Here is a 22,593-nt window from a genome sequence, read left to right as displayed (position 1 = left end):
TAGATTTTATCTTGACGTCAAGATAAATCCCGGTGCCGACGACTTAGGCTTACCTTGCTGGAAACACGCTTCGACGGACAACCAAGATGGATGAGGCTCGCGTTACATCGCCTGCCGATGAAGGAGAGGGCAACGTGTCAGCGACAACAGGTTCCGCATTCGGCAGCTTCGGTGCGAAGAGCACCCTGAGCGTCGGATCGAAGGATTACACGATCTTCCGGATCGACACCGTCGACGGCTACCGGAGGCTGCCGTTCAGCCTCAAGGTGCTGCTCGAGAACCTCCTGCGCACCGAGGACGGCGCGAACATCACCGCCGATCACATCCGCGCCCTCGGGTCGTGGGATCCGGCGGCCGAGCCGGACACGGAGATCCAGTTCACCCCGGCCCGCGTGATCATGCAGGACTTCACCGGCGTGCCCTGCATCGTCGACCTCGCCACGATGCGCGAGGCCGTCTCGGCGCTCGGCGGCGACCCGAAGAAGATCAACCCGCTCGCTCCGGCCGAGATGGTCATCGACCACTCGGTCATCGCCGACCTCTTCGGTCAGGCCGACGCCCTCGAGCGCAACACCGACATCGAGTACGAGCGCAACGGCGAGCGCTACCAGTTCCTCCGCTGGGGCCAGACCGCGTTCGACGACTTCAAGGTCGTCCCGCCGGGAACCGGCATCGTCCACCAGGTGAACATCGAGTACCTCGCCCGCGTCACCATGACGCGCGAGGTCGGCGGCGAGCTGCTCGCCTACCCGGACACCTGCGTCGGCACCGACTCGCACACCACGATGGTGAACGGCCTCGGCGTGCTCGGCTGGGGCGTCGGCGGCATCGAGGCCGAGGCGGCCATGCTCGGCCAGCCCGTCTCCATGCTCATCCCCAAGGTCGTCGGCTTCAAGCTCTCCGGTGCCATCCCGACCGGCGTCACCGCGACCGACGTCGTCCTCACGATCACCGAGATGCTGCGCAAGCACGGCGTCGTCGGCAAGTTCGTCGAGTTCTACGGTGCGGGCGTCGCCGAGGTGCCGCTCGCCAACCGCGCCACCATCGGCAACATGAGCCCCGAGTTCGGCTCGACCGCCGCGATGTTCCCGATCGACGACGTGACCCTCGACTACCTGCGCCTCACCGGCCGTAGCGACGAGCAGGTCGCGCTCGTCGAGGAGTACTCGAAGGCCCAGAGCCTGTGGCACGACCCGGAGACCGAGCCGGTCTTCAGCGAGTACCTCGAGCTCGACCTGTCGACCGTCGTCCCGTCGATCGCCGGCCCGAAGCGCCCGCAGGACCGCATCGAGCTGAGCGGTGCGAAGGACCAGTTCGAGAAGGACCTGACGAACTACGCGGACGTCTCCCACGACCTGGTCGACCTGACCATCTCGGAGTCGTTCCCGGCCTCCGACCCCGGTGAGCTCAGCCCGGAGGACTCGCGCAGCACGCACGAGCACCACCACCACAGCCACGCGCCGAAGACGGCGTCGAGCCCGACCCCGGTGACCATCGCCGAGAGCGGCACCTCGTTCACGCTCGACCACGGCGCCGTCGCGATCGCGGCCATCACGTCGTGCACCAACACCTCGAACCCGTCGGTCATGCTCGCGGCCGGGCTCCTCGCCCGCAACGCGGCGAAGAAGGGCCTGACGTCGAAGCCGTGGGTCAAGACCACGCTCGCCCCGGGCTCGAAGGTCGTCACCGACTACTACGAGAAGGCCGGACTCACCAAGGACCTCGAGGCCCTCGGGTTCTACACGGTCGGCTACGGCTGCACCACGTGCATCGGCAACTCGGGCCCGCTGATCGACGAGATCTCGCAGGCCGTCAACGACAACGACCTCGCCGTCACCGCGGTGCTCTCGGGCAACCGCAACTTCGAGGGCCGCATCAACCCCGACGTGAAGATGAACTACCTGGCGAGCCCGCCGCTGGTCATCGCCTACGCCCTGGCCGGGTCGATGAACTTCGACTTCGAGATCGATGCTCTGGGCAAGGACCAGGACGGCAACGACGTCTTCCTCAAGGACATCTGGCCCGACGCGGCCGAGGTGCAGGAGACGATCGACTCCTCGATCAACGAGGGCATGTTCACCCACGAGTACGCCAGCGTGTTCGAGGGCGACGAGCGCTGGAAGTCGCTCCCGACCCCGACGGGCTCCGTCTTCGAGTGGGACGAGAAGTCGACCTACGTGCGCAAGCCCCCGTACTTCGACGGCATGACGCTCGAGACCACTCCGGTCTCGGACATCTCCGGCGCCCGCGTGCTGGCCAAGCTCGGCGACTCGGTCACCACCGACCACATCAGCCCGGCCGGCAACATCAAGGCCGACAGCCCCGCCGGCCGCTACCTGGACGAGCACGGCATCGACCGCAAGGACTTCAACTCCTACGGCTCGCGTCGCGGCAACCACGAGGTCATGATCCGCGGCACGTTCGCGAACATCCGACTGAAGAACCAGCTCCTGGACGGCGTCGAGGGCGGCTACACACGCGACTTCACCCAGGAGGGCGGCCCGCAGTCGTTCATCTACGACGCGTCGCAGAACTACCAGGCGCAGGGCACCCCGCTCGTCATCTTCGGCGGCAAGGAGTACGGCTCCGGATCGTCGCGCGACTGGGCGGCCAAGGGCACGAGCCTCCTGGGCGTCCGCGCGGTCATCACGGAGAGCTTCGAGCGCATCCACCGCTCGAACCTCATCGGCATGGGCGTCGTCCCGCTGCAGTTCCCGGCCGGCGAGAGCTGGGCGTCGCTCGGCCTCGACGGCACCGAGGTCGTCTCGATCTCGGGACTGGAGGAGCTGAACGAAGGCCGCACCCCGAAGACCGTCCACGTCGTCGCCGAGCCCAGCGCGGACTCCGCCGCCGGCAAGCAGACGATCGAGTTCGACGCGGTCGTCCGCATCGACACCCCGGGTGAGGCGGACTACTACCGCAACGGCGGAATCCTGCAGTACGTCCTCCGGAGCCTGGTGTAATCAGACCGTTGTCAAGGGGAGGCTCGGAATCGCCGGTTCCGAGCCTCCTCTCGATTCAGCGGCCCTACACTCGAATCCATGAGCATCCTCGAAACGATCCACGGGCCCCGTGATCTCGATCGGCTCACCGACCGCGAGCTCGACCAGCTCGCCGGGGAAGTGCGCGCGTTCCTGATCGCGAACGTGGCCAAGACCGGTGGGCACCTCGGGCCCAACCTGGGCGTGGTCGAGACGACGATCGCCATCCACCGCGTGTTCGACTCCCCGCGCGACGCGATCGTGTTCGACACCGGGCACCAGTCGTACGTGCACAAGCTCCTCACCGGTCGTCAGGACTTCTCGCAGCTCCGCCAGAAGGGCGGCCTCGCCGGCTACCCGCAGCGCTCGGAGTCCGAGCACGACATCGTCGAGAGCTCGCACGCCTCCTCGTCCCTCTCGTGGGCGGACGGCATCTCGCGCGCCTTCGAGATGACCGGGCAGGACGACCGCCACGTGATCGCGGTCGTCGGCGACGGCGCCCTCACGGGCGGCATGACCTGGGAGGCGCTCAACAACATCTCGGACGACAACAACCGCCGTCTGATCATCGTCGTCAACGACAACGGCCGCTCGTACGCCCCGACCATCGGCGGCATGGCTCGATTCCTGAACACGGTCAGGACGCGCCGGGCCTACCGCAGCCTGTATCTGACCAGCCAGCGCGCCTTCGACAAGCTCGGTGCTCCCGGGCGGTCGTTCTACCGCGGGGTCCGCGGCGGCCTCCACGGCTTCCTCAGCCGGTTCTCGAACAACGAGGCGCTCTACTCGAACCTCGACATCAAGTACATCGGCCCGGTGCACGGCCACGACATCCAGGCGATGCAGGAGGCGCTGCTGCAGGCGAAGAACTACGGCGCGCCTGTGATCGTGCACGCGATCACGCAGAAGGGCCGTGGTTACGAGCCCGCCCTGCGCGACGCGGCGGACCAGTTCCACGCGGTCGGGCAGATCGACCCCGAGACCGGCGAGCCGATCGACAGCTCGAGCAAGCCCAGCTGGACCGGCGTCTTCGCCGACGAGATCGTCCGCCTCGCCGAGAAGGACCCGAAGCTCGTCGGCATCACGGCCGCGATGCTGCGGCCCACCGGCCTGCACAAGTTCGCCGAGCGGTTCCCGGACCGGGTGCACGACGTGGGCATCGCCGAGCAGCACGCGGCGACCAGCGCCGCCGGTCTCGCTTTCGGCGGCCTGCACCCCGTGGTCGCGATCTATGCGACGTTCATCAACCGCGCCTTCGACCAGGTGCTGATGGATGTCGCACTCCACAAGGCGGGCGTGACGTTCGTGCTCGACCGTGCCGGTGTGACCGGACCGGACGGCCCGAGCCACCACGGCATCTGGGATCTCGCGATCCTGCAGGTGGTTCCCGGCATCCGCCTCGCGGCGCCGCGCGACGCCGCCCGCTTCCGCGAGGAGCTCGCGGAGGCCGTCGCCGTCGACGACGGCCCGACCGTGCTGCGCTTCCCGAAGGGCAGCGTGCAGCCGGACATCGCGGCCGTCCGTCGTCTGGCGGACGGCGTGGACGTGCTCCGCGACGACGACCGCAAGGACGTCCTCCTCGTCGCGGTCGGCCCGATGGCCGACCTGGCGCTGAAGGTCGCCGACGGGCTGGCCGCCCAGGGGATCGGCGCGACGGTCGTGGACCCGCGCTGGGTCGTCCCGGTGCCGAAGAGCGTCCTGACGCTCGCGGCGGAGCACCGCATCGTCGTGACCATCGAGGACGGCATCCGTGTCGGCGGCATCGGCACCCGCGTGCGCCAGGACCTGCGCGAGGCGGGCATCGACACCGCGGTCGACGAGCTGGGGCTCCCGGACGAGTTCATCGACCACGCGACGCGCGACCAGATCCTCGACGAGGCCGGCCTGACGGCCCAGAAGATCGCCCGCGACCTCGTGGCCCAGGTGCTCGGCAGCCGGGTCCCGATCGCCCGTCCGCTCCCCGAGCAGGAGCTCTCCCGTCGGACCGCCGAGGGCTAGGCGCGACATTCGGCACGAATGTCGCGTATCCGAGGCGCTGACGCGACATTCGGCACGAATGTGCCGGCGCCTCCCGGTTGACTTGGAGTGCACTCGAAGTCTTATCGTGGCGGTATGACCGACAGCATCACGGGGATGTCCATCTCCGACGTCGCCGAGCGCACCGGGCTCTCCACCCACACTCTGCGCTACTACGAGCGCGAAGGGCTCATGCTGAGCCCGGTCCAGCGCGCCTCGTCGTCCCATCGCCGCTATTCGGAGGCCGACCTCACCTGGGTCGTCTTCCTCACCCGGCTGCGGTCGACGGCGATGCCCATCGCGGGGATGCGCCGCTACGTCGAGCTCGCCCGTCAGGGAGAGGCGACGACGGCGGAGCGGTTGGAGCTCCTGCTCGTCCACCGCATGACGGTGGCCCGGCAGCTGGAGGAGATGACGGCGAGCCTGGCCGCCATCGACCACAAGATCGGCCTGTACGAACAGGCCGCATCCACGACGAAGAAAGCGAAGTCGAACGCATGAAGAAGACCACACTCGGCACCGAGAAGTTCGAGGTCTCGCGGCTGGGTCTCGGCTGCATGGGCATGTCCGCCTTTTACACGGGCGCCGGCCAGGACGACGCCGGATCGATCAGGACCCTGCACCGGGCCATCGATCTCGGCGTCACGTTCTTCGACACGGCCGAGATCTACGGCCCCTACGCCAACGAGGAGCTGCTGGCCCGCGCCTTCGCCGACGGCCGGCGCGACAAGGTCGTGATCGCGACCAAGTTCGGCACGATCCTGCACCGGCAGAACGACGAGCGCGGAATGGACGGGTCGGCGGAGAACGTGCGCCTGTCGGTCGAGGGCTCGCTCAAGCGCCTCCAGACCGACCGCATCGACCTCTACTACCAGCACCGGATGGATCCGGGCACGCCGATCGAGGAGACGGTGGGAGCCCTGAAGGAGCTCATCGAGGAGGGCAAGATCCTCCACTACGGACTGTCGGAGGCGGCCCCGGAGACCATCCGCCGGGCGAACGCCGTGCACCCCGTGACCGCCGTCCAGACCGAGTACTCCCTGTGGACGCGCGACCCGGAGGAGGCGGTCCTGCCGACCGTCCGCGAGCTCGGGATCGGCTTCGTGCCGTATTCGCCGCTCGGCCGTGGGTTCCTGACCGGCACGATCCGCTCGCTCGACGACCTCTCGGCCGACGACTTCCGCCGGTTCAACCCGCGATTCGAGGGCGACAACCTCGAGGCGAACATCCGTATCGTGGAGCAGGTGGACGCTGTGGCACGCGAAGCCGGCGCGACGGCCGGCCAGGTTGCGCTCGCGTGGCTCCTCGCCAAGGGCGAGGACATCGTGCCGATCCCGGGCACGCGCCGCGTCGAGAACCTGGAGCAGAACGTCGAGGCCGTCGACGTCGAGCTGAGCCCCGAGCAGCTGGAACGGCTCGATGCCGTCGCAGCGCCGGTGGGCGACCGCTACGCGGACATGACGCCGCTCAACCGCTGACGCCATCCGGCCGCCTTCCGCACAGGACAGACGAAACGCCGCTTCGACACGATCGAAGCGGCGTTTCGCGTTCCTGCCGTCAGCCGGTGAAGCGGACCCGGAGCGTGCGGGCCTCCGGGCGCAGGGAGAACTCCGGCCAGACGTCGGGACCGCAGGCGCGCGAGCCGAGCCCGTGCTGCGCGGCGTCGACGAACAGGTAGGTCGTGTCGGAGGCGGGCAGCTCGTGCGGGTGCCGCGCGGCGGCGACCTGCTGCGGTGTGTGGCGGGTCAGCACGAAGCCCGGGCGACGCCCCCGGCCGTCGGGCAGGGTGCGGAGCGCCAGCGGGCCCACGGTCAGCTCGCGCACCGCAGTGCGGTGCCCGGTCTCCTGCGGTCGCGCGTAGGGGACGGAGAGCTCCTCGGTCGTCGCGGCGTAGCGGCCGACCCGGGCGGAGCGGATGCTGTCGGGGTAGGACTCCCGCGGCCCGAGCCCGAACCACTCCGCGCCCACGATCGGGTCGTCGCCGTCCGGGAGGTCGAAGCGCACGCCGATGCGCGGCCAGACCGTCGGCCAGCCGGCGGAGGGCTCGATCTCGACACGCAGCTCCAGTTCGTCGCCGACGATCGCCCAGACCGTCTCCACCGTCACGGACAGGGCGGAGTCGGCGGCCGACACGCGCGTCCGCGTGCGGAGCGCCCCGGGGGCCTCCTGCACCGCGATCAGCCGGTGGACCAGGCGGTCGAGCCCGTGCGCTCGCCAGAGGGAGGCGCTGGACACCCCGGGCACGCTTCCGTCGCTCCCGGCGGGGTCGCTGTACGCGCCGCCCTCGTCGTTGTCGGTCGGTGCACGGAAGAGCTCCAGCCGCGGGCCGCTCACGGCACGGCCGGCGAGGCGGATGAGCCGTCCGCGCTCGAAGTCGGCCGTCCCGAGGGTCACGGTTCCGTCCGCGTCGCGCCAGCCGTCGAGCCGTGGAGCGGGCTGCGCGGCGTACTCGAGCGGTCGCTCCGAGAGGTCGTGCTGGGCGGAGGCGACGACGTGTCCCTCCGGCGCCCACGCCGCCTCCGTCCGGAGGACCGCCTCGACCGTCACCCAGGTCTCCGCATCGGTGGCGACGGGGACCGTGGGCAGCTGGACCGTCACCGCTTCTCCTGCGGCGATCGGGGGAGCGTCGAGGACGCCGCTCGCGACGACCCGGCCGTCGTGCTCGGCCCGCCAGCCGAAACGCAGGTCGCCGGTGGACGAGCTGTGCCGCCGGTTCTCGATCGTCACACCATCGCGCGCGTCGAAGGAGAAGCGCACGGGTGCCGCGACCGCGGCGAACTCGTACAGGCCGGGCGTGGGGGTGTCGTCGCTCAGGATCATCCCGTCCATCACGAAGTTGCCGTCGTGCACCACTTCCCCGAAGTCGCCGCCGTACGCGTAGAACGGCGTGCCGTCGGCGGTGCGCGAGAGGATGCCGTGGTCCCGCCACTCCCACACGAACCCGCCGTGGAGGCGCGGATGCGCATCCACCAGTGCCTCGTACTGGTCGAGCGCGCCGGGGCCGTTGCCCATCGCGTGCGCGTACTCGCACAGCAGGAACGGCTTGGTGCGCTGGCGTGCGCCCTGCGCCGGAGTGCAGCCCAGCAGAGGAGCGGTGGAGCCGTCGGTGCCGATCTGCTCCGTCTCGGGGACGGTCGAGTACATGCGCGAGTAGACGTCGGTGTACTCGCCTGTGTAGTCGCCCTCGTAGTGCACCGGGCGCGAAGAATCGCGGGCGTGCACCCAGGCGGACATCGCGGCGAGGTTGGCGCCCGTGCCCGACTCGTTGCCCAGCGACCACATCACGATGCTGGGATGGTTCTTGTCCCGCTCGACGGTCCGCTCGATCCGGTCGAGATAGGCCTCGCGCCAGGCCGGGTCGTCGCTCGGGTTGCCTCTCCAGCCGTTCTTCTCGAAGCCGTGGGTCTCCAGGTCGCACTCGAGGATCACCCAGAAGCCGAGCTCGTCGGCCAGATCGAGCAGGCGCGGGTGCGGCGGGTAGTGGCTCGTGCGGATCGCGTTCACGTTGAACCGCTTCATCCGGGCCAGGTCCTCGCGCGCGTGCGCCTCGTCGAACACCCGGCCGCGCACGGGGTGCGCCTCGTGCCGGTTCATCCCGTGGAAGACGACGCGCTCGCCGTTCACCAGGAAGCGGTCTCCGCGGATCTCGACCGTGCGGAACCCGAGCCGGAGCGACACCGTCTCGCCGGTGGAGCCGATCGTGGCGTCGTGGAGCGTGGGGGATTCGGCCGTCCACGGCTCCACCGCCCCGACCTCGACGCGTCCGATCTGCTCCCGGCCGGTCCACACCGTCTCCACGCCGAGCGCCGGGATGCGGAGGGTGATGGGGAAGGCGGCGTCACCGGCGATCACCTCCGGCTCGATCCAGCCGGTGCCGTCCGCCCATCCGGTCCGAAGCCAGACGTCGCCGAGGCCGTCTGCGGGTCGGGCAGCGAGCGTCACCTCGCGGAAGATGCCCGGCAGCCACCACTGGTCCTGGTCCTCCAGGTAGCTCGCCGGCGACCACTGGTGCACGCGCACGGCGAGCAGGTTCGTGCCGTCGTGCACCAGATCGGTCACGTCGAACTCCTGGGCCAGCCGGCTGCCGGTGGCGATCCCGACCTCCGTGCCGTTGAGCCAAACCCGGTAGAGCGACTCCACGCCGTCGAACCGCAGCACGATGCGCGCATCCGCCGGCCAGTCCGCGGGCAGCTCGAACGTGCGCCGGTAGTCTCCGGTCGGGTTCTCGTCGGGCACGTACGGCGGGTCCAGCGGGAACGGGAATTGCACGTTGGTGTAGATCGGCCGCCCGTACTCGCCGTCGCCCTGCAGCACCCAGTGCGCCGGGACCGGGAGGGAGTCCCACCCGGAGTCGTCGAGCGCGGGTTCCGCGACGTCGTCGGGGAGGTCGGCGGTCGGCGAGAGCCGGAACCGCCAGGTCCCGTCGAGCGACAGCATCGGAGCGTCGCTCCGCAGCCAGGCGCGGGGCGTGACGCGCGCTCCGTGGCCGGGGGCGGTGTCGTGGAGGTACGCGGGTACGGGCACTATTTCACGGATCCTTCGGTGAGGCCGCCGCGCCAGAACCGTTGGAGGACGATCATGGCGATGGCGAGGGGGATGATCGACAGCAGGACGCCGCCGGTGGTCAGCTCGTAGAACTCGGGCAGGCGATCCGTCTGCGACCGCCAGGAGTTGAGGCCGAGCGTGATCGGGTACAGGCGGTCGTCGGAGAGCATGACGAGCGGGAGGAAGTAGTTGTTCCAGATGCCGACCAGCTGGAACAGGAACACGGTCACGAGCGCGGGTGTCATGATGCGCAGGCCCACGGTGTGGAAGATGCGCAGCTCGCCGGCGCCGTCCAGGCGTGCGGCCTCCAGGAGGGCGGTGTCCACCGTCGCGTCGGCATAGATCCGGCAGAGGAACAGCCCGAAGGGTGACACGAGGGAGGGCAGCAGGACCGCCCAGTACGTGTTCGCCAGACCGAGCTCGCTGAACAGCAGGAAGAGCGGCAGCGCTGTCGCCGTGCCCGGCACGAGCACCCCGCCGAGGATCAGCCCGAAGACGAAGCCGCGGCCGCGGAAGACGTACTTCGAGAGCGCGTAGCCGCCTGCCGCGGCGAAGTACGTCGCGAAGAGGGCCCCGACTCCGGCGTAGATCACGGAGTTGAGGAACCAGCGCAGGAAGATGCCGTCCTGGAAGTTCAGCACCTCGGCGAGGTTGCTCCAGAGCGCGAAATCGCCGGAGAACACGAAGCCGTTGGTCGCGAAGAGATCCTGCGTGGTCTTGGTCGCGGCGACCACCACCCAGTAGACGGGCACCAGGAAGTACACCGCGACGACGACCAGGATGGCCGTGACGAGGATGCGCGTGCCCGACCGGCGGCCGCGGCCCCGTCCGGCGGAGCGGTCGTGGGCCGAACGCGGCGCCTGTGCGCCGACGGAGAAGGTGGGCGTGGGGTCGGTGGTGTCGGTCGACGTCATCGGGACCTCCGGTTGGTCAGGCGCAGGAAGGCGAACGACAGCAGGAACGCCACCAGGGCGATGAGCACGGACTGCGCCGCAGCGACGTTGTAGTCGTTGTACGCGAACGCCGTGGTGTAAGCGCTGAGGTTCGGGGTGTACTCGCTGTCGATCGCCGGCGCCACCGATTGGAGCACCTGCGGCTCGGCGAACAGCTGCAGCGTCCCGATGATCGAGAACACGATCGTCAGCGTCAGCGCGGGCCGGATCAGCGGCAGCTGGATGCTGCGGGCCACCCGCCACGGGCCGGCGCCGTCCACCTTCGCCGCCTCGTAGACCTCGGTGGGGATCGACTTCAGCTGCGCGATGATGATCATCATGTTGTAGCCGGTGTACGTCCACGTCACGATGTTGGCGATCGACCAGAGCACGGTGTTCGGGCCGAGGAAGTCGAGCTGCAGGCCGAACGCGGAGCCGAGGTCGACCAGCGGGCTGAGCCCGGGGACGTAGAGGAACGACCACAGGATGGTGGCGATCACGCCCGGGATGCCGTAGGGCAGGAAGTACACGGCGCGGAAGAACCCGGGCCAGCGGGCCGACGCCGACTCCAGGAGCAGCGCGAGTGCGGTGCAGAGGGCGATCATCAGCGTGACCTGAACGACGCCGAAGAGCAGCATCCGGCCGATGGACGCGATGAAGTTCGGATTGCCCAGGGCCTGCGCATAGTTCGCGAACCAGGCGAACTCGGTCGTGACGCCCTTCTCGCCGAAGACGCCCGAGCGGGTGACGGAGGTGAAACTGGAGCCGATGGCCACGATGATGGGCAGCAGGAACGTGAGGACGAAGAGCGCCAGGAACGGTGCGAGCAGCGTCCACGGCGCCCAGGTCGTGCGCACGCCCTTCACGAGCGGGCCTTCTCGATCGTCAGACCCTTCTTGCGGAAGGCGTCGATGATGTTCTTCTCGCTCTGGGCGATGCTGTCCACCAGGGTCAGGCCGCCGGGCTTCTTGCGGAAGCCGTCGGCCAGGATGTTGAACGACTGCTGCGTGATCGGCCACCACGACCAGTCGGGGTTCTGCTCCTTCGAGGCGGGGAGGAAGACCTCCTCGTTGTAGTTCTGGCCGCCGAACCACTTCGACGGTTTCGTGCGTGCGGCGCCGATGTAGTCGTCGTCCGGGGACCAGCCGATGCCGGAGTGCTCGATCATCGCGTCGATGCCCTCGGGACTGGTGGTCATCCAGACCGCGAACTCCATCGCCTCCTTCGGGTGCTTGCTGTTCGCGAGGATCGCGGCGGTCGAGCCGCCGAGGGCGCTGGACCCGTAGCCGCCGGCGGACCAGCGGGGCAGCGGCGCCACCCGCCATTTGCCCTCGCCGCCGGAGACCCCCTGGAGCAGGGCGTCGCCCCAGCTCGCACTGACGCAGCCGGCGAACCCGTCCTTCGCGGCGGCGGCGAACCAGCCCGTCGTGAAGGCGCCGTACCCGGTCTGGAGGATCCCGTCGTCGATGGCCCTGTCGAAGAACCGTGCCGTCTGCAGGGTCGCCTCGTCGGTCATGTCGATCACCCACCGGTCGCCGTCGACACGCAGCCACGATGCCCCGGCTTGTGCGGCGATGGCGGCGAACCACGACGGGTCCGAGTAGTTGAAGGCGTCGATGTACACGCCCGCCTTCTTCAGCTCGCGACCGGTCGCCGCCCAGTCGTCCCACGTGGCGGGTGCGCCTGCTCCGACCTTCTCCATCAGGTCGGGGCGGTAGTAGATCGCCATCGGGCCGGAGTCCTGGGGGATGGCGTAGACGCCGTCCACGTAGCTGACCTGGTTCCACAGCGTCCGGTCGTAGCGGTCCGCGTACTGGTCGGCGCCGTAGCGCGAGAGGTCGACCAGGCCGTTCACCAGCATGAACTCCGGAACGCTGCGCAGTTCGACCTGGGCGATGTCCGGTCCGCCGCCGGCCGCGAGCGCCGAGTAGAGCTTCTGGTAGCCGCCGGCGTTCCCGCCGGGGATCCAGACCGCCTCCACCTGGACGTCCGGGTGCGTCGCGTTCCAGACGTCGGCGACCTTCTGCAGGTCTTTGAGCCAGGCCCAGTAGGTGAGGGTGATCCTCTCTCCGGCGGCCGCGGGCCGGATGACCGGCGCGCTGTTCACGGAGGTGGTGCCGGGGGTCGTGCACGCGGACAGCAGGGCGGTGGTCGCGGCAGCGGCGCCGAGACCGAGGAGTGATCGTCGTGTGAGTTCCGTCATGTCCTTCACTTCGTCGTGGCGGGAGTCGGTTACCATCGACGGTAGCCGAAAAAAATGCATGTGACCTAATTTGGGTCGGGCGATTCCGAGGAGGGGATGTGACCGAGCAGAGCATCCGCCGGCGCGGCCCGTACGCGAAGTCCGCCGAGCGCCGGCAGCAGATCGTGGACGAGGCCTACCGCCTCTTCGCGACGCGGGGCTTTCACGGCAGCTCGCTGCGGGAGATCGCCGCCGCGGCCGGCATCAGCCTCGGCAACCTCCAGCATCACTTCGTGAGCAAGGACGACCTCCTCGTCGCCGTCCTCGCCCGTCGCGACGAGCTGGGCGGCGGGCCGCCCGAGCCCGGCGACCGCTCGTTCGGCGACCACATCGTGGCCCAGGCCGAGCGCAACGAGGCGATCCCCGGGCTGATCGCGCTGTACAGCGTTCTCTCGGCGGAGGCCGTCACCGCCGACCACCCGGGCCGCGACTACTTCCTCGGCCGGTACGACCAGCTCCGCGCCGAGTACGCGGGCGAGCTCGCCGCACTCCGCGATGCCGGGAGGCTGCACGAGGGCGTGGAGCCGGAGGTCGCGGCGGCGACGATCGTGGCGCTGTGGGAGGGCATCCAGCTGCAGTGGCTGTACGCGCCCGACACGATCGACGCCGCGAGGACCCTTCGGGCGTACCTCGATCTGATCATCACATGACGAACGCCCCGCTCGTCAGGAGCGGGGCGTTCGATCACGCAGGACGGGTCGCGGTCACGCGACGCCCTTCACGGGCGGGTGCTGGAAGGTGTCTCCGAAGACTCGCTCGGAGGCGCCGACCCGGTCGAGGTACGGCGTGATGCCGCCCATCTGGAACGGGAAGCCCGCTCCGAGGATCATGCAGAGGTCGATGTCCTCCGGCGCCTCGACCACGTGGTCGTCGATCAGCATGCGGTGGATCTCGTCGGCGAGGCCGTCCTCCAGCCGCCGCAGGATCTCCTCCTTGGTCCACGGGTTCTTTCCGCCGGCGATGATCTTGGCCGCGCCCTTGTCGACGCCCTTGATCCTGCCCTTGCTGTCCTTCTCGAGCAGCGTGCCGTACTCGGCGAGCTTGTGGAGGTTCTCGCTGCGGTAGAAGCGCTCCGGGAAGGCGGCATGGTGGGTGTCGAGCACGTGGGCGCCGACCTTCAGCCCGACCAGGTCGAGCAGCGCGGACGGCGGCATCGGCAGGCCGAGCGGCGCGAACGCCTCGTCGACCGTCTCGAACGACGTGCCGTCGTCGACCGCGTGCATCGCCTCGCCGAGCACCTTGGCCAGCACGCGGTTGACCACGAAACCGGGCGTGTCCGCGGTGATGACCGCGTTCTTCTTCAGGGCGGCGGCCGTGACCATCGCAGTGGAGAGCGTCGCCTCGTCGGTGTGCGGCGTCTTGACGACCTCGATCAGCGGCATGACCGCGACCGGAGTGAAGAAGTGGAAGCCGACCAGGCGCTCCGGGTGCTTCAGCTTCGCGCCGATCTGCTCGACCGAGAGGGAGGACGTGTTGGTCGCGATGACCGCCTCGTCGGAGAGGTACTGCTCGACCTCCTCGAAGACGTTCTGCTTGACGGTGAGCTCTTCGAAGACGGCCTCGATGACCCAGTCGCAGTCGGCGAAGTCGGCCTTGTCGGTCGTGCCCGTGACGAGGGCGCGCAGGCGGTTGGCCTCGTCGGGGGAGATGCGGCCCTTCTCCTGCAGCTTGCCGATCTCGTCGTGGATGTAGCCCACGCCCTTGTCGACGTGCGCCTGGTCGAGGTCGGTGATGACCACGGGCACGCGCAGCCGGCGCACGAAGAGCAGCGCGAACTGGCTGGCCATATAGCCGGCGCCGATCACGCCCACCTTCGTCACCTTCTTGGCGACCTTCTTGTCCGGGGCGCCGGCGGGGCGCTTCGCCCGCTTCTGGACCAGGTTGAAGGCGTAGATGCTCGCCTGGAACTGGTCGCCCGAGATGAGCTCGGCCAGCGCCTCGTCCTCGAGCTCGAATCCGGCGGCGCGGTCGTTGGACTTGGCGGCCTTCAGGAGGTCGAGCGCCTTGTAGGGCGACTTCGGGACGGTGCCGATGCGGCTCTCGAGCATCTTGCGGGCGATGCCGATGGCGGCGTCCCACTTGACCATGCGCTCGACCTTGCCCGGGACGTTCGGCCGCTTGACCTCGATCTGCTTGGTGAGCACCTTGTCCGCCCAGAGGAGGGACTCCTCGAGGAAGTTCGCCGAGTCGAAGATCGCGTCGGCGATGCCGAGGTCGAAGACGTCCTGCGGCTTCAGCATCCGGTTCTGCTTGAGCGGGTTCTCGATGATGACCTTGAGGGCGTTCTCGATGCCGATCAGGTTCGGGAGGATGGTCGCGCCGCCCCAGCCCGGGATCAGGCCGAGGAACACCTCGGGGAGGGCGAACGCGGCCGCGTTGCGATCGATCGTGCGGTAGTCGGCGTTGAGGCCGATCTCCACGCCGCCGCCGAGCGCGAGGCCGTTCGTGAACACGAACGACGGCACCCCGAAGGAGGCCTGCTTGCCGAGCACGTAGTGGCCGAGCTGGGGGAGCAGCTTCGCCACCTCCACGCTCGGGATGTCGCCGACCCGGCTGAGGTCGGCACCGGCGGCGAGGATGAACGGCTTGCCGGTGACGGCGACCGCGTCGATCTCGCCGCGCTGCGCGCGCTCGGTCAGCTCGTCGAAGGTCGTGCCGAGCTCGAGGAGCGTCGCCGGGCCCATCGTGTTCGGCCGCGTGTGGTCGCGCCCGTTGTCGAGGGTGACCAGCGCGAGTGTCTTGCCGCTGGGCAGCGGGACGTCCTTCACGAACGAGTGGGTCACGACCTCGTCGGAGGTGAGGGCGACGAGCGGGGAGAAGTCGATCTTGCTGTAGTCGGTCACTCGTCCTCAGGCCTTCCGTGCTGCGCGCTTGTCGAAGTTGGGGTTCTCCCAGATGACCGTGCCGCCCTGGCCGAGACCGACGCACATGGCGGTCACGCCGTAGCGGACCTCCGGGTGCTCCTCGAACTGGCGGGCGAGCTGGATCATCAGGCGGACGCCGCTGGCGGCGAGCGGGTGGCCGATCGCGATCGCGCCGCCCCACGTGTTGACGCGGGGGTCCTCGTCGTCGATGCCGAAGTGGTCGAGGAACGAGAGCACCTGGATGGCGAACGCCTCGTTGAGCTCGAACAGGCCGATGTCGTCGATGGTGAGGCCCGCCTTGCGGAGCGCCTTCTCGGTCGAGGGGACCGGGCCGAGGCCCATGATCTCGGGCTCGACCCCGGCGAACGCGAAGCTCACCATGCGCATCTTCGGCGTGAGGCCGAACTCCTTCACCGCGTCGCTGGAGGCGAGCAGGCTCGCCGTGGCGCCGTCGGTGAGCGGCGAGGCGTTGCCCGCGCTCACCCGCCCGTGCGGACGGAACGGCGTGCGCAGGGTCGCGAGCGACTCCATGTTGGTCTCCGGGCGCATGCCCTCGTCGCGCGTGGCCAGGCCCCAGCCCGACTCCGACCGGATCGCGACGGGAACGAGGTCCGGCTGGAGCTTGCCGTTCTCGTACGCGGCGGCGGTCTTCTGCTGGCTCAGCATCGCGTAGCGGTCGGAGCGCTCCTTGGTCAGGGCGGGGAAGCGGTCGTGGATGCGCTCCGCCGTCATGCCCATGTTGAGGGCGTCCTCGCCGACCAGGCGCTCCGAGAGGAAGCGGGGATTCGGGTCGGCCCCGAAGCCCATCGGGTGACGGCCCATGTGCTCGACGCCGCCCGCGATCGCGAGGTCGTAGGCGCCGAACGCGATTCCCGAGCCCAGGGTGGTGACGCTCGTCATGGCGCCGGCGCACATCCGGTCGATCGCGAACCCGGGGACCGACTTCGGCAGCCCGGCGAGCAGTGCCGCCGTGCGGCCGAGGGTGAGACCCTGGTCGCCCTGCTGCGTCGTGGCGGCGATGGCCACGTCGTCGATGCGGTCCTTGGGCACGTTCGGATTGCGCTCGAGCAGCCCGATGATCGCCTTCACGACCAGGTCGTCCGCCCGGGTGTTCCAGTACTGCCCTTTTTCGCCGGCCCGTCCGAACGGAGTCCGGACTCCGTCGACGAACACGACATCGGTTCTTTCGGCCACAATGCCTCCCATTTCAGGTCCGTGTCGATCCTAGGGAGGCCGCCGGTGCCGACGGGAATCGTTTGATTCTTTCTACGAATCGGTTTCGGGCGCCTCGTCGGGCGTTTGGCTACTTTCCACAAACGCATCGGCGATCGACTGTGAGGTTGCCTCAATCTGCCAGGGACGGGCCCCGTGCGACGCGAGGGCATCGGCGATCGACGCCGGCGAGATCTCGGCGGGCGGCGTCCACGCGACGCGACGGAGGGTCTCCGGCGTCAGCAGGTTCTCCAGCGGGATGCTGCGCTCCTCCGACAGCACCGTGAGGGCCGCGCGGGCGGCCTTCAGTCGTCCGTCGGCCTCCGGGTTGCGATCCGACCACGCACGGGGCGGAGGGAGCGTGTCGCCGCTGCCGCGCAGGACGGGGAGGTCGTCCGTCGTGCGGCCGGTCTCGATCGCGCCCCACCAGCGGTCGAGCTCCGTCCGGCTGGCACGGCCCGTGAACTCCCGGAGCGCCGCGAGGGACCGCTTGGTGTCGGGCAGCACCTTCGCCGCCGCCGTGAGGGCGGCGTCGGGGACCAGCCGGCCGGGCGCCGTGTCGAGCTCGCGCGCCAGGGCGTCGCGGCTCAGCCACAGCTCGCGGGCGACGGCCAGGTTGCGCAGGCCGCGGATCGAGTGGATGCCCGACAGCCGCCGCCACGGCTCGCTGCGCACCGGGGTGAGGTCGCGGGTCAGCTCGGACGAGAACTCCTGCTGGGCGATCGCGGTCTTGCCGGACTCGTCGAGCAGAGCGGCGATCGCGTCGCGCAGATCCGGCAGCAGCTCGACGTCGAGGGCCGCATAGACCAGCCACGGCTCCGGGAGCGGGCGTGTCGACCAGTCGGCAGCGCTGTGCTCCTTCGCCAGGTGGACGCCGAGCAGCTCTTCCACCACGGTCCCGAGACCGACCCTCGGCATCCCGAGCAGACGGGCGGCCAGCTCGGTGTCGAAGATGCGGGCCGGGTCGAGCCCCACCTCGCGCAGGCAGGTCAGGTCCTGTGTCGCCGCGTGCAGCACCCACTCGTCGTCGGCTATGGCCGTGTTCAGCTCGTCGAACCGGCCGACGGCCGGCGGATCGAAGAGGAAGGTGCCCGCGCCCCGGCGGAACACCTGGATCAGGTAGGCGCGCTGAGAGTATCGGAAGCCGCTGGCGCGCTCGGCGTCGACGGCGATCGGACCCGAGCCCGCGGCGATGAGGTCGACCGCGCCGAGGTAGCCGGCCCGGGTGTCGATGACGGAACGGTCAGGCACGCGGGCTCCGTCTCGTGGCGAGGATGCTCACTCCCTCGCCCGTGGGCGGGAGTCCGGCGAGCATGCACAGCAGCTCGCCCCATCCCTCCACGTGCGCGGAGATGTCGGTCTCGAGCGGGCTCCAGGACGCCCGCAGCTCGATCTGCGAACCGTCGCCCTGCGCCGCCAGCTCGCCGAAACCGGTGCTGATGATCTTGGTCGCTGTGCCGCTGGCCGCGGTGTAGCGGGCCTGCCGGGCGTCGAGGGCGTCGACCAGCCACGACCAGGTCACGTCGGCGAGGAAGGGGTCGAGGCCGATGTCGGTCTCCAACGGCGCCTGCGCGAAGCAGACGATGCGGAACGGGCCTCCCCAGGCCTCCGGCTCGTCCGGGTCGTACAGGAGGATGAACCGTCCCGTACCGAGCTCGGAGTCGTCGCCGTGCTGAGCCGGACGCACGTCCGCGGCCAGTGCGACGGCGTACGGCGCGAGCTGGGCGGGCGCGGGGATCTCGGTGACCGTGAGCTCGGGGCGGGCCGGAGCGGCACGGACGGACGCGAGGGCAGCGGCGAACGCGGCCGGCACGTGCGGGGTGGCGGGTGGAGTCGACACGGTACGAACACTAGAAGCCTTTGCGGGTCGGCGACGGTAAGGCACGCCGCCTGGGGAACTCCTGAGGGCCGCGGCCGACCCGCGCGGCTACGCTGACGGACATGGCGAGCGAGAACAGGTCCGGCGGATTCGTGAAGGCGCTCGCCGTATCGGCGATCGTCGCCGGCGGGCTGGCGCTCGCCGCAGCGGCCGGCGCCGCATACGTGATCAGCCGGGTGGCGCGGACGGTCATCACCCCGGTGCGCAGGCGACCGCAGAACCAGAGCATCCGTGCGGTCGACAGCGAGCAGGGGACGATCACGCTGGCGTCCACCCCCGACAGTCGCATGCCCGGCCGCTTCGGCGTCTGGTTCGGGTCCGAGAGCGGCCACGCGAAGGTGGGCGGCCTGCTGTCCGTCGACGAGAGCACCGTGACCCGCGAGCTAGAGCGCGTCGAGTTCGGCGACCTGCAGCCCGGCCGCGCCCGCATCAGCGGCTATTACTACCTGCAGCCCGAAGAACTCGGCCTCCCCGTCGCGAGCGTCGAGATCCCGACCGAGCTCGGGCAGGCGCCCGCCTGGGTGTTCCCGGCCGACGCCTCCGCGGCGGACGCGGGCCGCTGGGTGATCCAGGTGCACGGCTGGGGGGCGAGCCGGCAGGAGGGGCTGCGTGCCGTTCGCACCTTCCACGACGCCGGCTACACGTGCCTCCTCGCCTCGTACCGCAACGACGGCGACGCGCCCGACAGCGCCGACCGCCGGTACGGGCTGGGCGGCACGGAGTGGCACGACATCGACGCCGCCCTCGGCTACGCACTGGAGAACGGCGCCCGTTCGATCGTGCTCATGGGCTGGTCGATGGGCGGAGCCGTGGTGCTGCAGACGATCACCCGCTCACAGAAGCTCGACCGCGTCACCGGCATCGTGCTCGAGTCGCCGGTCGTCGACTGGGTCGACACGCTGGAGTACCAGGCCCACCTCCTGCGCCTGCCCGACCCGATCGCGCAGGGCGCCATCCGGCTCATCGAGTCCACCTGGAGCGGTCCGATCACCGGACAGGGCGCACCGATCGACCTCGCGAGCATGGATTTCGTCGCCCGGGCGGCCGATCTCACGCTGCCCACGCTGATCCTGCACAGCGACGACGACGGGTTCGTGCCGTCGACGTCGTCGCGAGCGCTCGCCGAGGCACGCAGCGACATCGTCACCCTGGTGCCGTTCACGATCGCGCTCCACACCAAGCTCTGGAACTACGACGAGCGCAAATGGAACGCCGCCATCACGCAGTGGCTGGCCGCGACCCTTCCGTGAGCCGGGGAGCCGGTGAGCCGGGGAGCCGCGCCCGTGCCGCCGATCACGCTGCGAGCTTGAGCCGCACCTGACGCTTCGTGCGCCCGAGCAGCGCGGACATCCCGCGGATGCGCAGCGGCGACACCGCCTGGGTCAGTCCCAGCGTCTGCGGGAAGTCGTCCGGCACGGCGAGCACCTCCTCGGCCGTGAGGCCGGCGAGGCCCTGCACCAGGATCGACGCGAAGCCGCGGGTCGTCGGGGCCTCGGGCGGCGCGGTCGCGAACAGGTGCACCACGTTCGCCTCGTCGACCTCCACGAAGATGAAGACCGGCGCCTGGCACTCCTCGACCCGCTCCAGCAGATCGGGGTGATCCGCATAGCGCTCGGGCAGAGCGGGCAGCTCGTCCGAGAACTCCAGCAGCAGCTGCAGCCGGTCGGGCTGCTCCAGCGCGAGGAAGTCGTCGCGGATCTCGGCCAGGACGCCGGTCAGTTCGGTCATCGTCCCAGGCTACTTCGCCGGGACCTCGCCCGGCTCGGAGCCGGTCGCGATCGGCACCCGCACCGCGGAGCCCCACTCCGTCCACGAACCGTCGTAGTTGCGCACGTTCTCGAAACCGAGCAGGTGGGTGAGCACGAACCAGGTGTGGCTGGAGCGCTCCCCGATCCGGCAGTACGCGATCACGTCGTCGCCCGGCTTGAGGCCGGCGTCGCCCAGGTAGATCGACTCCAGCTCGGCACGGCGCTTGAACGTCGCATCCGGAGCCGCCGCCCGAGCCCACGGGACGGAGGCGGCCGACGGGATGTGACCCGCCCGCAGGGCGCCCTCGGTCGGGTACCCCGGGATCTCGGTGCGCTCGCCGCTGTACTCCTCGGGGGAGCGCACGTCGATCAGGGGGCTGCCCAGGTGGGCGAGCACGTCGTCCTTGAAGGCGCGCACCCGGCTGTCGTCGCGCTCCACCACCGGGTACTCGACGGCAGCGGGCACCGGGACGTCACGGGTCAGCTCGCGTCCCTCCGCGATCCACTTGTCGCGACCGCCGTCGAGCAGGCGGACGTCCTCGTGGCCGAAGAGCGTGAACACCCAGAGCGCGTACGACGCCCACCAGTTGTTCTTGTCGCCGTAGATCACCACCGTCGTGTCGCGAGCGATGCCCTTCGAGCCGAGCAGCTCGGCGAAGCGCTCGCCGCTCACGTAGTCGCGCACCACCGGGTCGTTGAGGTCGGTGTGCCAGTCGATCTTGACCGAGCCGGGGATGTGCCCGGTGTCGTAGAGCAGCACGTCCTCGTCGGACTCCACGACCGCCAGCCCGGGTTCGCCGAGGTGCTGCGCCAGCCACTCGGTGGAGACGAGGCGCTCCGGGTGGGCGTAGTCGGCGAAGTCGGTCGACGGGTCGGTCTCGATGGCCATGCTGTTCTTCCTCCGGGATAGGCTGGGATCCTGCGAATAGCAGGGAACGCAGTCTCAGGCTACGCGGCGCGGACCGGCCGTGACAGGCGAGCGCTCACACAGTGAAACACTGCGACCTCCACTCGCTCCCGACCACGAAGGTGCCCTCCCGCCATGACCCTCGATCAGACCAGCGCGCTGCCGCGCCTCGCGGACCGTTCGCCCCAGATCACCGGGGCGGAGATCGCCGCCAGCCTGGTCCCGCCGTCGCAGTTCGAGCGCGCCTCCTTCGACAACTACCGTCCCGACCACGACTACCCGTCGCAGGCCGAGGCGGTCTCCACCCTCAAGCTCTTCGTGAAGTCGTGGGAGCCGCAGCGCCCCGCCGGGCTGTTCAGCCGCAACCGCAAGAAGGTCGCCGCGATGAAGCCGGGCGTCTACCTCGACGGCGGCTTCGGCGTCGGCAAGACCCACCTCCTCGCGGCACTCTGGCACGAGGCACCGGAACCGAAATACTTCGGCACCTTTATCGAGTACACCGCACTCGTCGGGGCCCTCGGCTACGCGGGCGCGGTCGACCTCCTGCGCGGCTCCACCCTCATCTGCATCGACGAGTTCGAGCTCGACGACCCGGGGGACACCATGATGATGACCCGGATGCTCGGTGAGCTCGTCGCCTCCGGCACGCGCATCGCCGCCACCAGCAACACCCCGCCGAACGCCCTGGGCGAGGGCCGGTTCGCCGCCAGCGACTTCCTCCGCGAGATCCAGTCCCTCTCCGCCAACTTCGAGACCCTGCGCATCGACGGCCTCGACTACCGCCGCCGCGACACGACCGGCAGCGCCGTCACCGTCGGCGACGACGAGTACTCCCGGGTGCTGGCGGCGCTCGCCGCGCGCGGCGAGACCGCGACCTCCGACACGTTCGACGACCTCATCGCCCACCTCGCGACCGTGCACCCGTCCCGCTACATCAAGATCCTCGAGGGCGTCGACGTCATCGGCCTCGACGGCGTGCACGTGCTCCACGACCAGATGGCCGCCCTGCGCCTCGTCGCGTTCATCGACCGCGTCTACGATGCCGAAATCCCGATCGTGCAGACCGGGGTGCCGCTGAACGACATCTTCGACGACGACATGCTGGGCGGGGGATACCGCAAGAAGTACCTGCGCTCGGTGTCGCGCATGATCGCCCTCACCGCGGGTGAACTGCCTCCGCACGACGCCTAAGCGCACTCCCACCGCCTGTCCGGGACATCGGAAGGGCGCGGAAACACAGTGTTTACACACGCGTCGGATGCGTAAC

The 22,593-nt window shown here is 69.7% G+C and carries 17 protein-coding genes; 7 read left to right on the top strand and 10 right to left on the bottom strand.

Going from position 1 to position 22,593, the window contains the following annotated elements; all coding sequences use genetic code 11:
- Positions 1 to 86 precede the first annotated feature (86 nt).
- From acnA to ACFVU2_RS10790, 4 genes are all read left to right on the top strand, one after another.
- A complete protein-coding gene (gene acnA / locus ACFVU2_RS10805) occupies positions 87 to 2,963 on the top strand; it encodes an aconitate hydratase AcnA (RefSeq protein WP_387873801.1) in 2,877 nt (958 codons plus the stop codon).
- Between the two features lie 78 nt (positions 2,964 to 3,041).
- Positions 3,042 to 4,979: a 1-deoxy-D-xylulose-5-phosphate synthase gene (dxs, locus tag ACFVU2_RS10800; protein WP_387873799.1), complete on the top strand. Its 1,938-nt coding sequence runs from the start codon at positions 3,042 to 3,044 to the stop codon at positions 4,977 to 4,979.
- A 114-nt stretch (positions 4,980 to 5,093) separates the two neighbouring features.
- Positions 5,094 to 5,498, top strand: a complete 405-nt coding sequence (locus ACFVU2_RS10795; RefSeq protein WP_387873796.1) for a MerR family transcriptional regulator — start codon at positions 5,094 to 5,096, stop codon at positions 5,496 to 5,498.
- Positions 5,495 to 6,475, top strand: coding sequence for an aldo/keto reductase (locus ACFVU2_RS10790; RefSeq protein WP_387873794.1), 981 nt, complete (start codon positions 5,495 to 5,497; stop codon positions 6,473 to 6,475). Before ACFVU2_RS10795 ends, ACFVU2_RS10790 begins: the two co-directional genes overlap by 4 nt.
- A 79-nt stretch (positions 6,476 to 6,554) precedes the next feature.
- On the opposite strand, the gene ACFVU2_RS10785 is transcribed toward ACFVU2_RS10790, so the two are convergent.
- Genes ACFVU2_RS10785 through ACFVU2_RS10770 form a run of 4 tightly spaced genes read right to left on the bottom strand, consistent with a single transcriptional unit; the run spans position 6,555 to position 12,677 of the window.
- The gene (locus tag ACFVU2_RS10785) at positions 6,555 to 9,521 is read right to left on the bottom strand and encodes a glycoside hydrolase family 2 TIM barrel-domain containing protein (RefSeq protein WP_387873793.1); all 2,967 of its coding nucleotides are present in this window, start codon (positions 9,519 to 9,521) and stop codon (positions 6,555 to 6,557) included.
- A complete protein-coding gene (locus tag ACFVU2_RS10780; protein WP_387873790.1) occupies positions 9,521 to 10,456 on the bottom strand; it encodes a carbohydrate ABC transporter permease in 936 nt (311 codons plus the stop codon). Before ACFVU2_RS10780 ends, ACFVU2_RS10785 begins: the two co-directional genes overlap by 1 nt.
- Positions 10,453 to 11,340, bottom strand: a complete 888-nt coding sequence (locus tag ACFVU2_RS10775; protein ID WP_387873787.1) for a carbohydrate ABC transporter permease — start codon at positions 11,338 to 11,340, stop codon at positions 10,453 to 10,455. Before ACFVU2_RS10775 ends, ACFVU2_RS10780 begins: the two co-directional genes overlap by 4 nt.
- The gene (locus ACFVU2_RS10770; protein WP_387873784.1) at positions 11,337 to 12,677 is read right to left on the bottom strand and encodes an ABC transporter substrate-binding protein; all 1,341 of its coding nucleotides are present in this window, start codon (positions 12,675 to 12,677) and stop codon (positions 11,337 to 11,339) included. The genes ACFVU2_RS10775 and ACFVU2_RS10770 overlap by 4 nt, the downstream gene beginning before the upstream one ends.
- A 98-nt stretch (positions 12,678 to 12,775) precedes the next feature.
- Between ACFVU2_RS10770 and ACFVU2_RS10765 the strand changes: the two genes are divergently transcribed.
- The gene (locus tag ACFVU2_RS10765) at positions 12,776 to 13,366 is read left to right on the top strand and encodes a TetR/AcrR family transcriptional regulator (RefSeq protein ID WP_387873782.1); all 591 of its coding nucleotides are present in this window, start codon (positions 12,776 to 12,778) and stop codon (positions 13,364 to 13,366) included.
- 54 nt (positions 13,367 to 13,420) lie between these two features.
- Here ACFVU2_RS10765 and ACFVU2_RS10760 read toward each other — a convergent pair whose 3' ends face one another.
- The 4 genes from ACFVU2_RS10760 to ACFVU2_RS10745 form a co-directional block, all read right to left on the bottom strand.
- Positions 13,421 to 15,559 carry a 3-hydroxyacyl-CoA dehydrogenase NAD-binding domain-containing protein gene (locus tag ACFVU2_RS10760; RefSeq protein ID WP_387873781.1) on the bottom strand — a complete coding sequence of 713 codons (2,139 nt, stop codon included), beginning with the start codon at positions 15,557 to 15,559 and terminating at the stop codon, positions 13,421 to 13,423.
- A 6-nt stretch (positions 15,560 to 15,565) separates the two neighbouring features.
- Positions 15,566 to 16,774, bottom strand: coding sequence for a thiolase family protein (locus ACFVU2_RS10755; protein WP_387873779.1), 1,209 nt, complete (start codon positions 16,772 to 16,774; stop codon positions 15,566 to 15,568).
- A gap of 72 nt (positions 16,775 to 16,846) precedes the next feature.
- A complete protein-coding gene (locus ACFVU2_RS10750; RefSeq protein ID WP_387873777.1) occupies positions 16,847 to 18,043 on the bottom strand; it encodes an HRDC domain-containing protein in 1,197 nt (398 codons plus the stop codon).
- Complete coding sequence (locus tag ACFVU2_RS10745; protein WP_387873774.1) at positions 18,036 to 18,632, bottom strand: DUF3000 domain-containing protein; 597 nt, start codon at positions 18,630 to 18,632, stop codon at positions 18,036 to 18,038. The genes ACFVU2_RS10750 and ACFVU2_RS10745 overlap by 8 nt, the downstream gene beginning before the upstream one ends.
- Before the next feature lie 101 nt (positions 18,633 to 18,733).
- Here ACFVU2_RS10745 and ACFVU2_RS10740 point away from each other — a divergent pair, with 101 nt between their 5' ends.
- Positions 18,734 to 19,921: an alpha/beta hydrolase family protein gene (locus ACFVU2_RS10740; protein WP_387873771.1), complete on the top strand. Its 1,188-nt coding sequence runs from the start codon at positions 18,734 to 18,736 to the stop codon at positions 19,919 to 19,921.
- Between the two features lie 43 nt (positions 19,922 to 19,964).
- Here ACFVU2_RS10740 and ACFVU2_RS10735 read toward each other — a convergent pair whose 3' ends face one another.
- Complete coding sequence (locus tag ACFVU2_RS10735; RefSeq protein WP_387873768.1) at positions 19,965 to 20,399, bottom strand: SufE family protein; 435 nt, start codon at positions 20,397 to 20,399, stop codon at positions 19,965 to 19,967.
- 9 nt (positions 20,400 to 20,408) lie between these two features.
- Positions 20,409 to 21,308 (bottom strand): sulfurtransferase, encoded by a 900-nt coding sequence (locus ACFVU2_RS10730; RefSeq protein WP_387873766.1) that lies wholly within the window; start codon positions 21,306 to 21,308, stop codon positions 20,409 to 20,411.
- A gap of 153 nt (positions 21,309 to 21,461) precedes the next feature.
- Here ACFVU2_RS10730 and zapE point away from each other — a divergent pair, with 153 nt between their 5' ends.
- Positions 21,462 to 22,517, top strand: coding sequence for a cell division protein ZapE (gene zapE, locus ACFVU2_RS10725; protein WP_387873764.1), 1,056 nt, complete (start codon positions 21,462 to 21,464; stop codon positions 22,515 to 22,517).
- The last annotated feature ends 76 nt before the right edge of the window (positions 22,518 to 22,593 follow it).

Origin of the sequence: Leifsonia sp. NPDC058194, from assembly GCF_042883605.1 — a bacterium.
In the GTDB taxonomy this organism is placed as follows: Bacteria; Actinomycetota; Actinomycetes; order Actinomycetales; family Microbacteriaceae; genus Leifsonia.
Note: the sequence above shows the minus strand (reverse complement) of the source record. Positions and strands in the feature narration are given on the sequence as shown.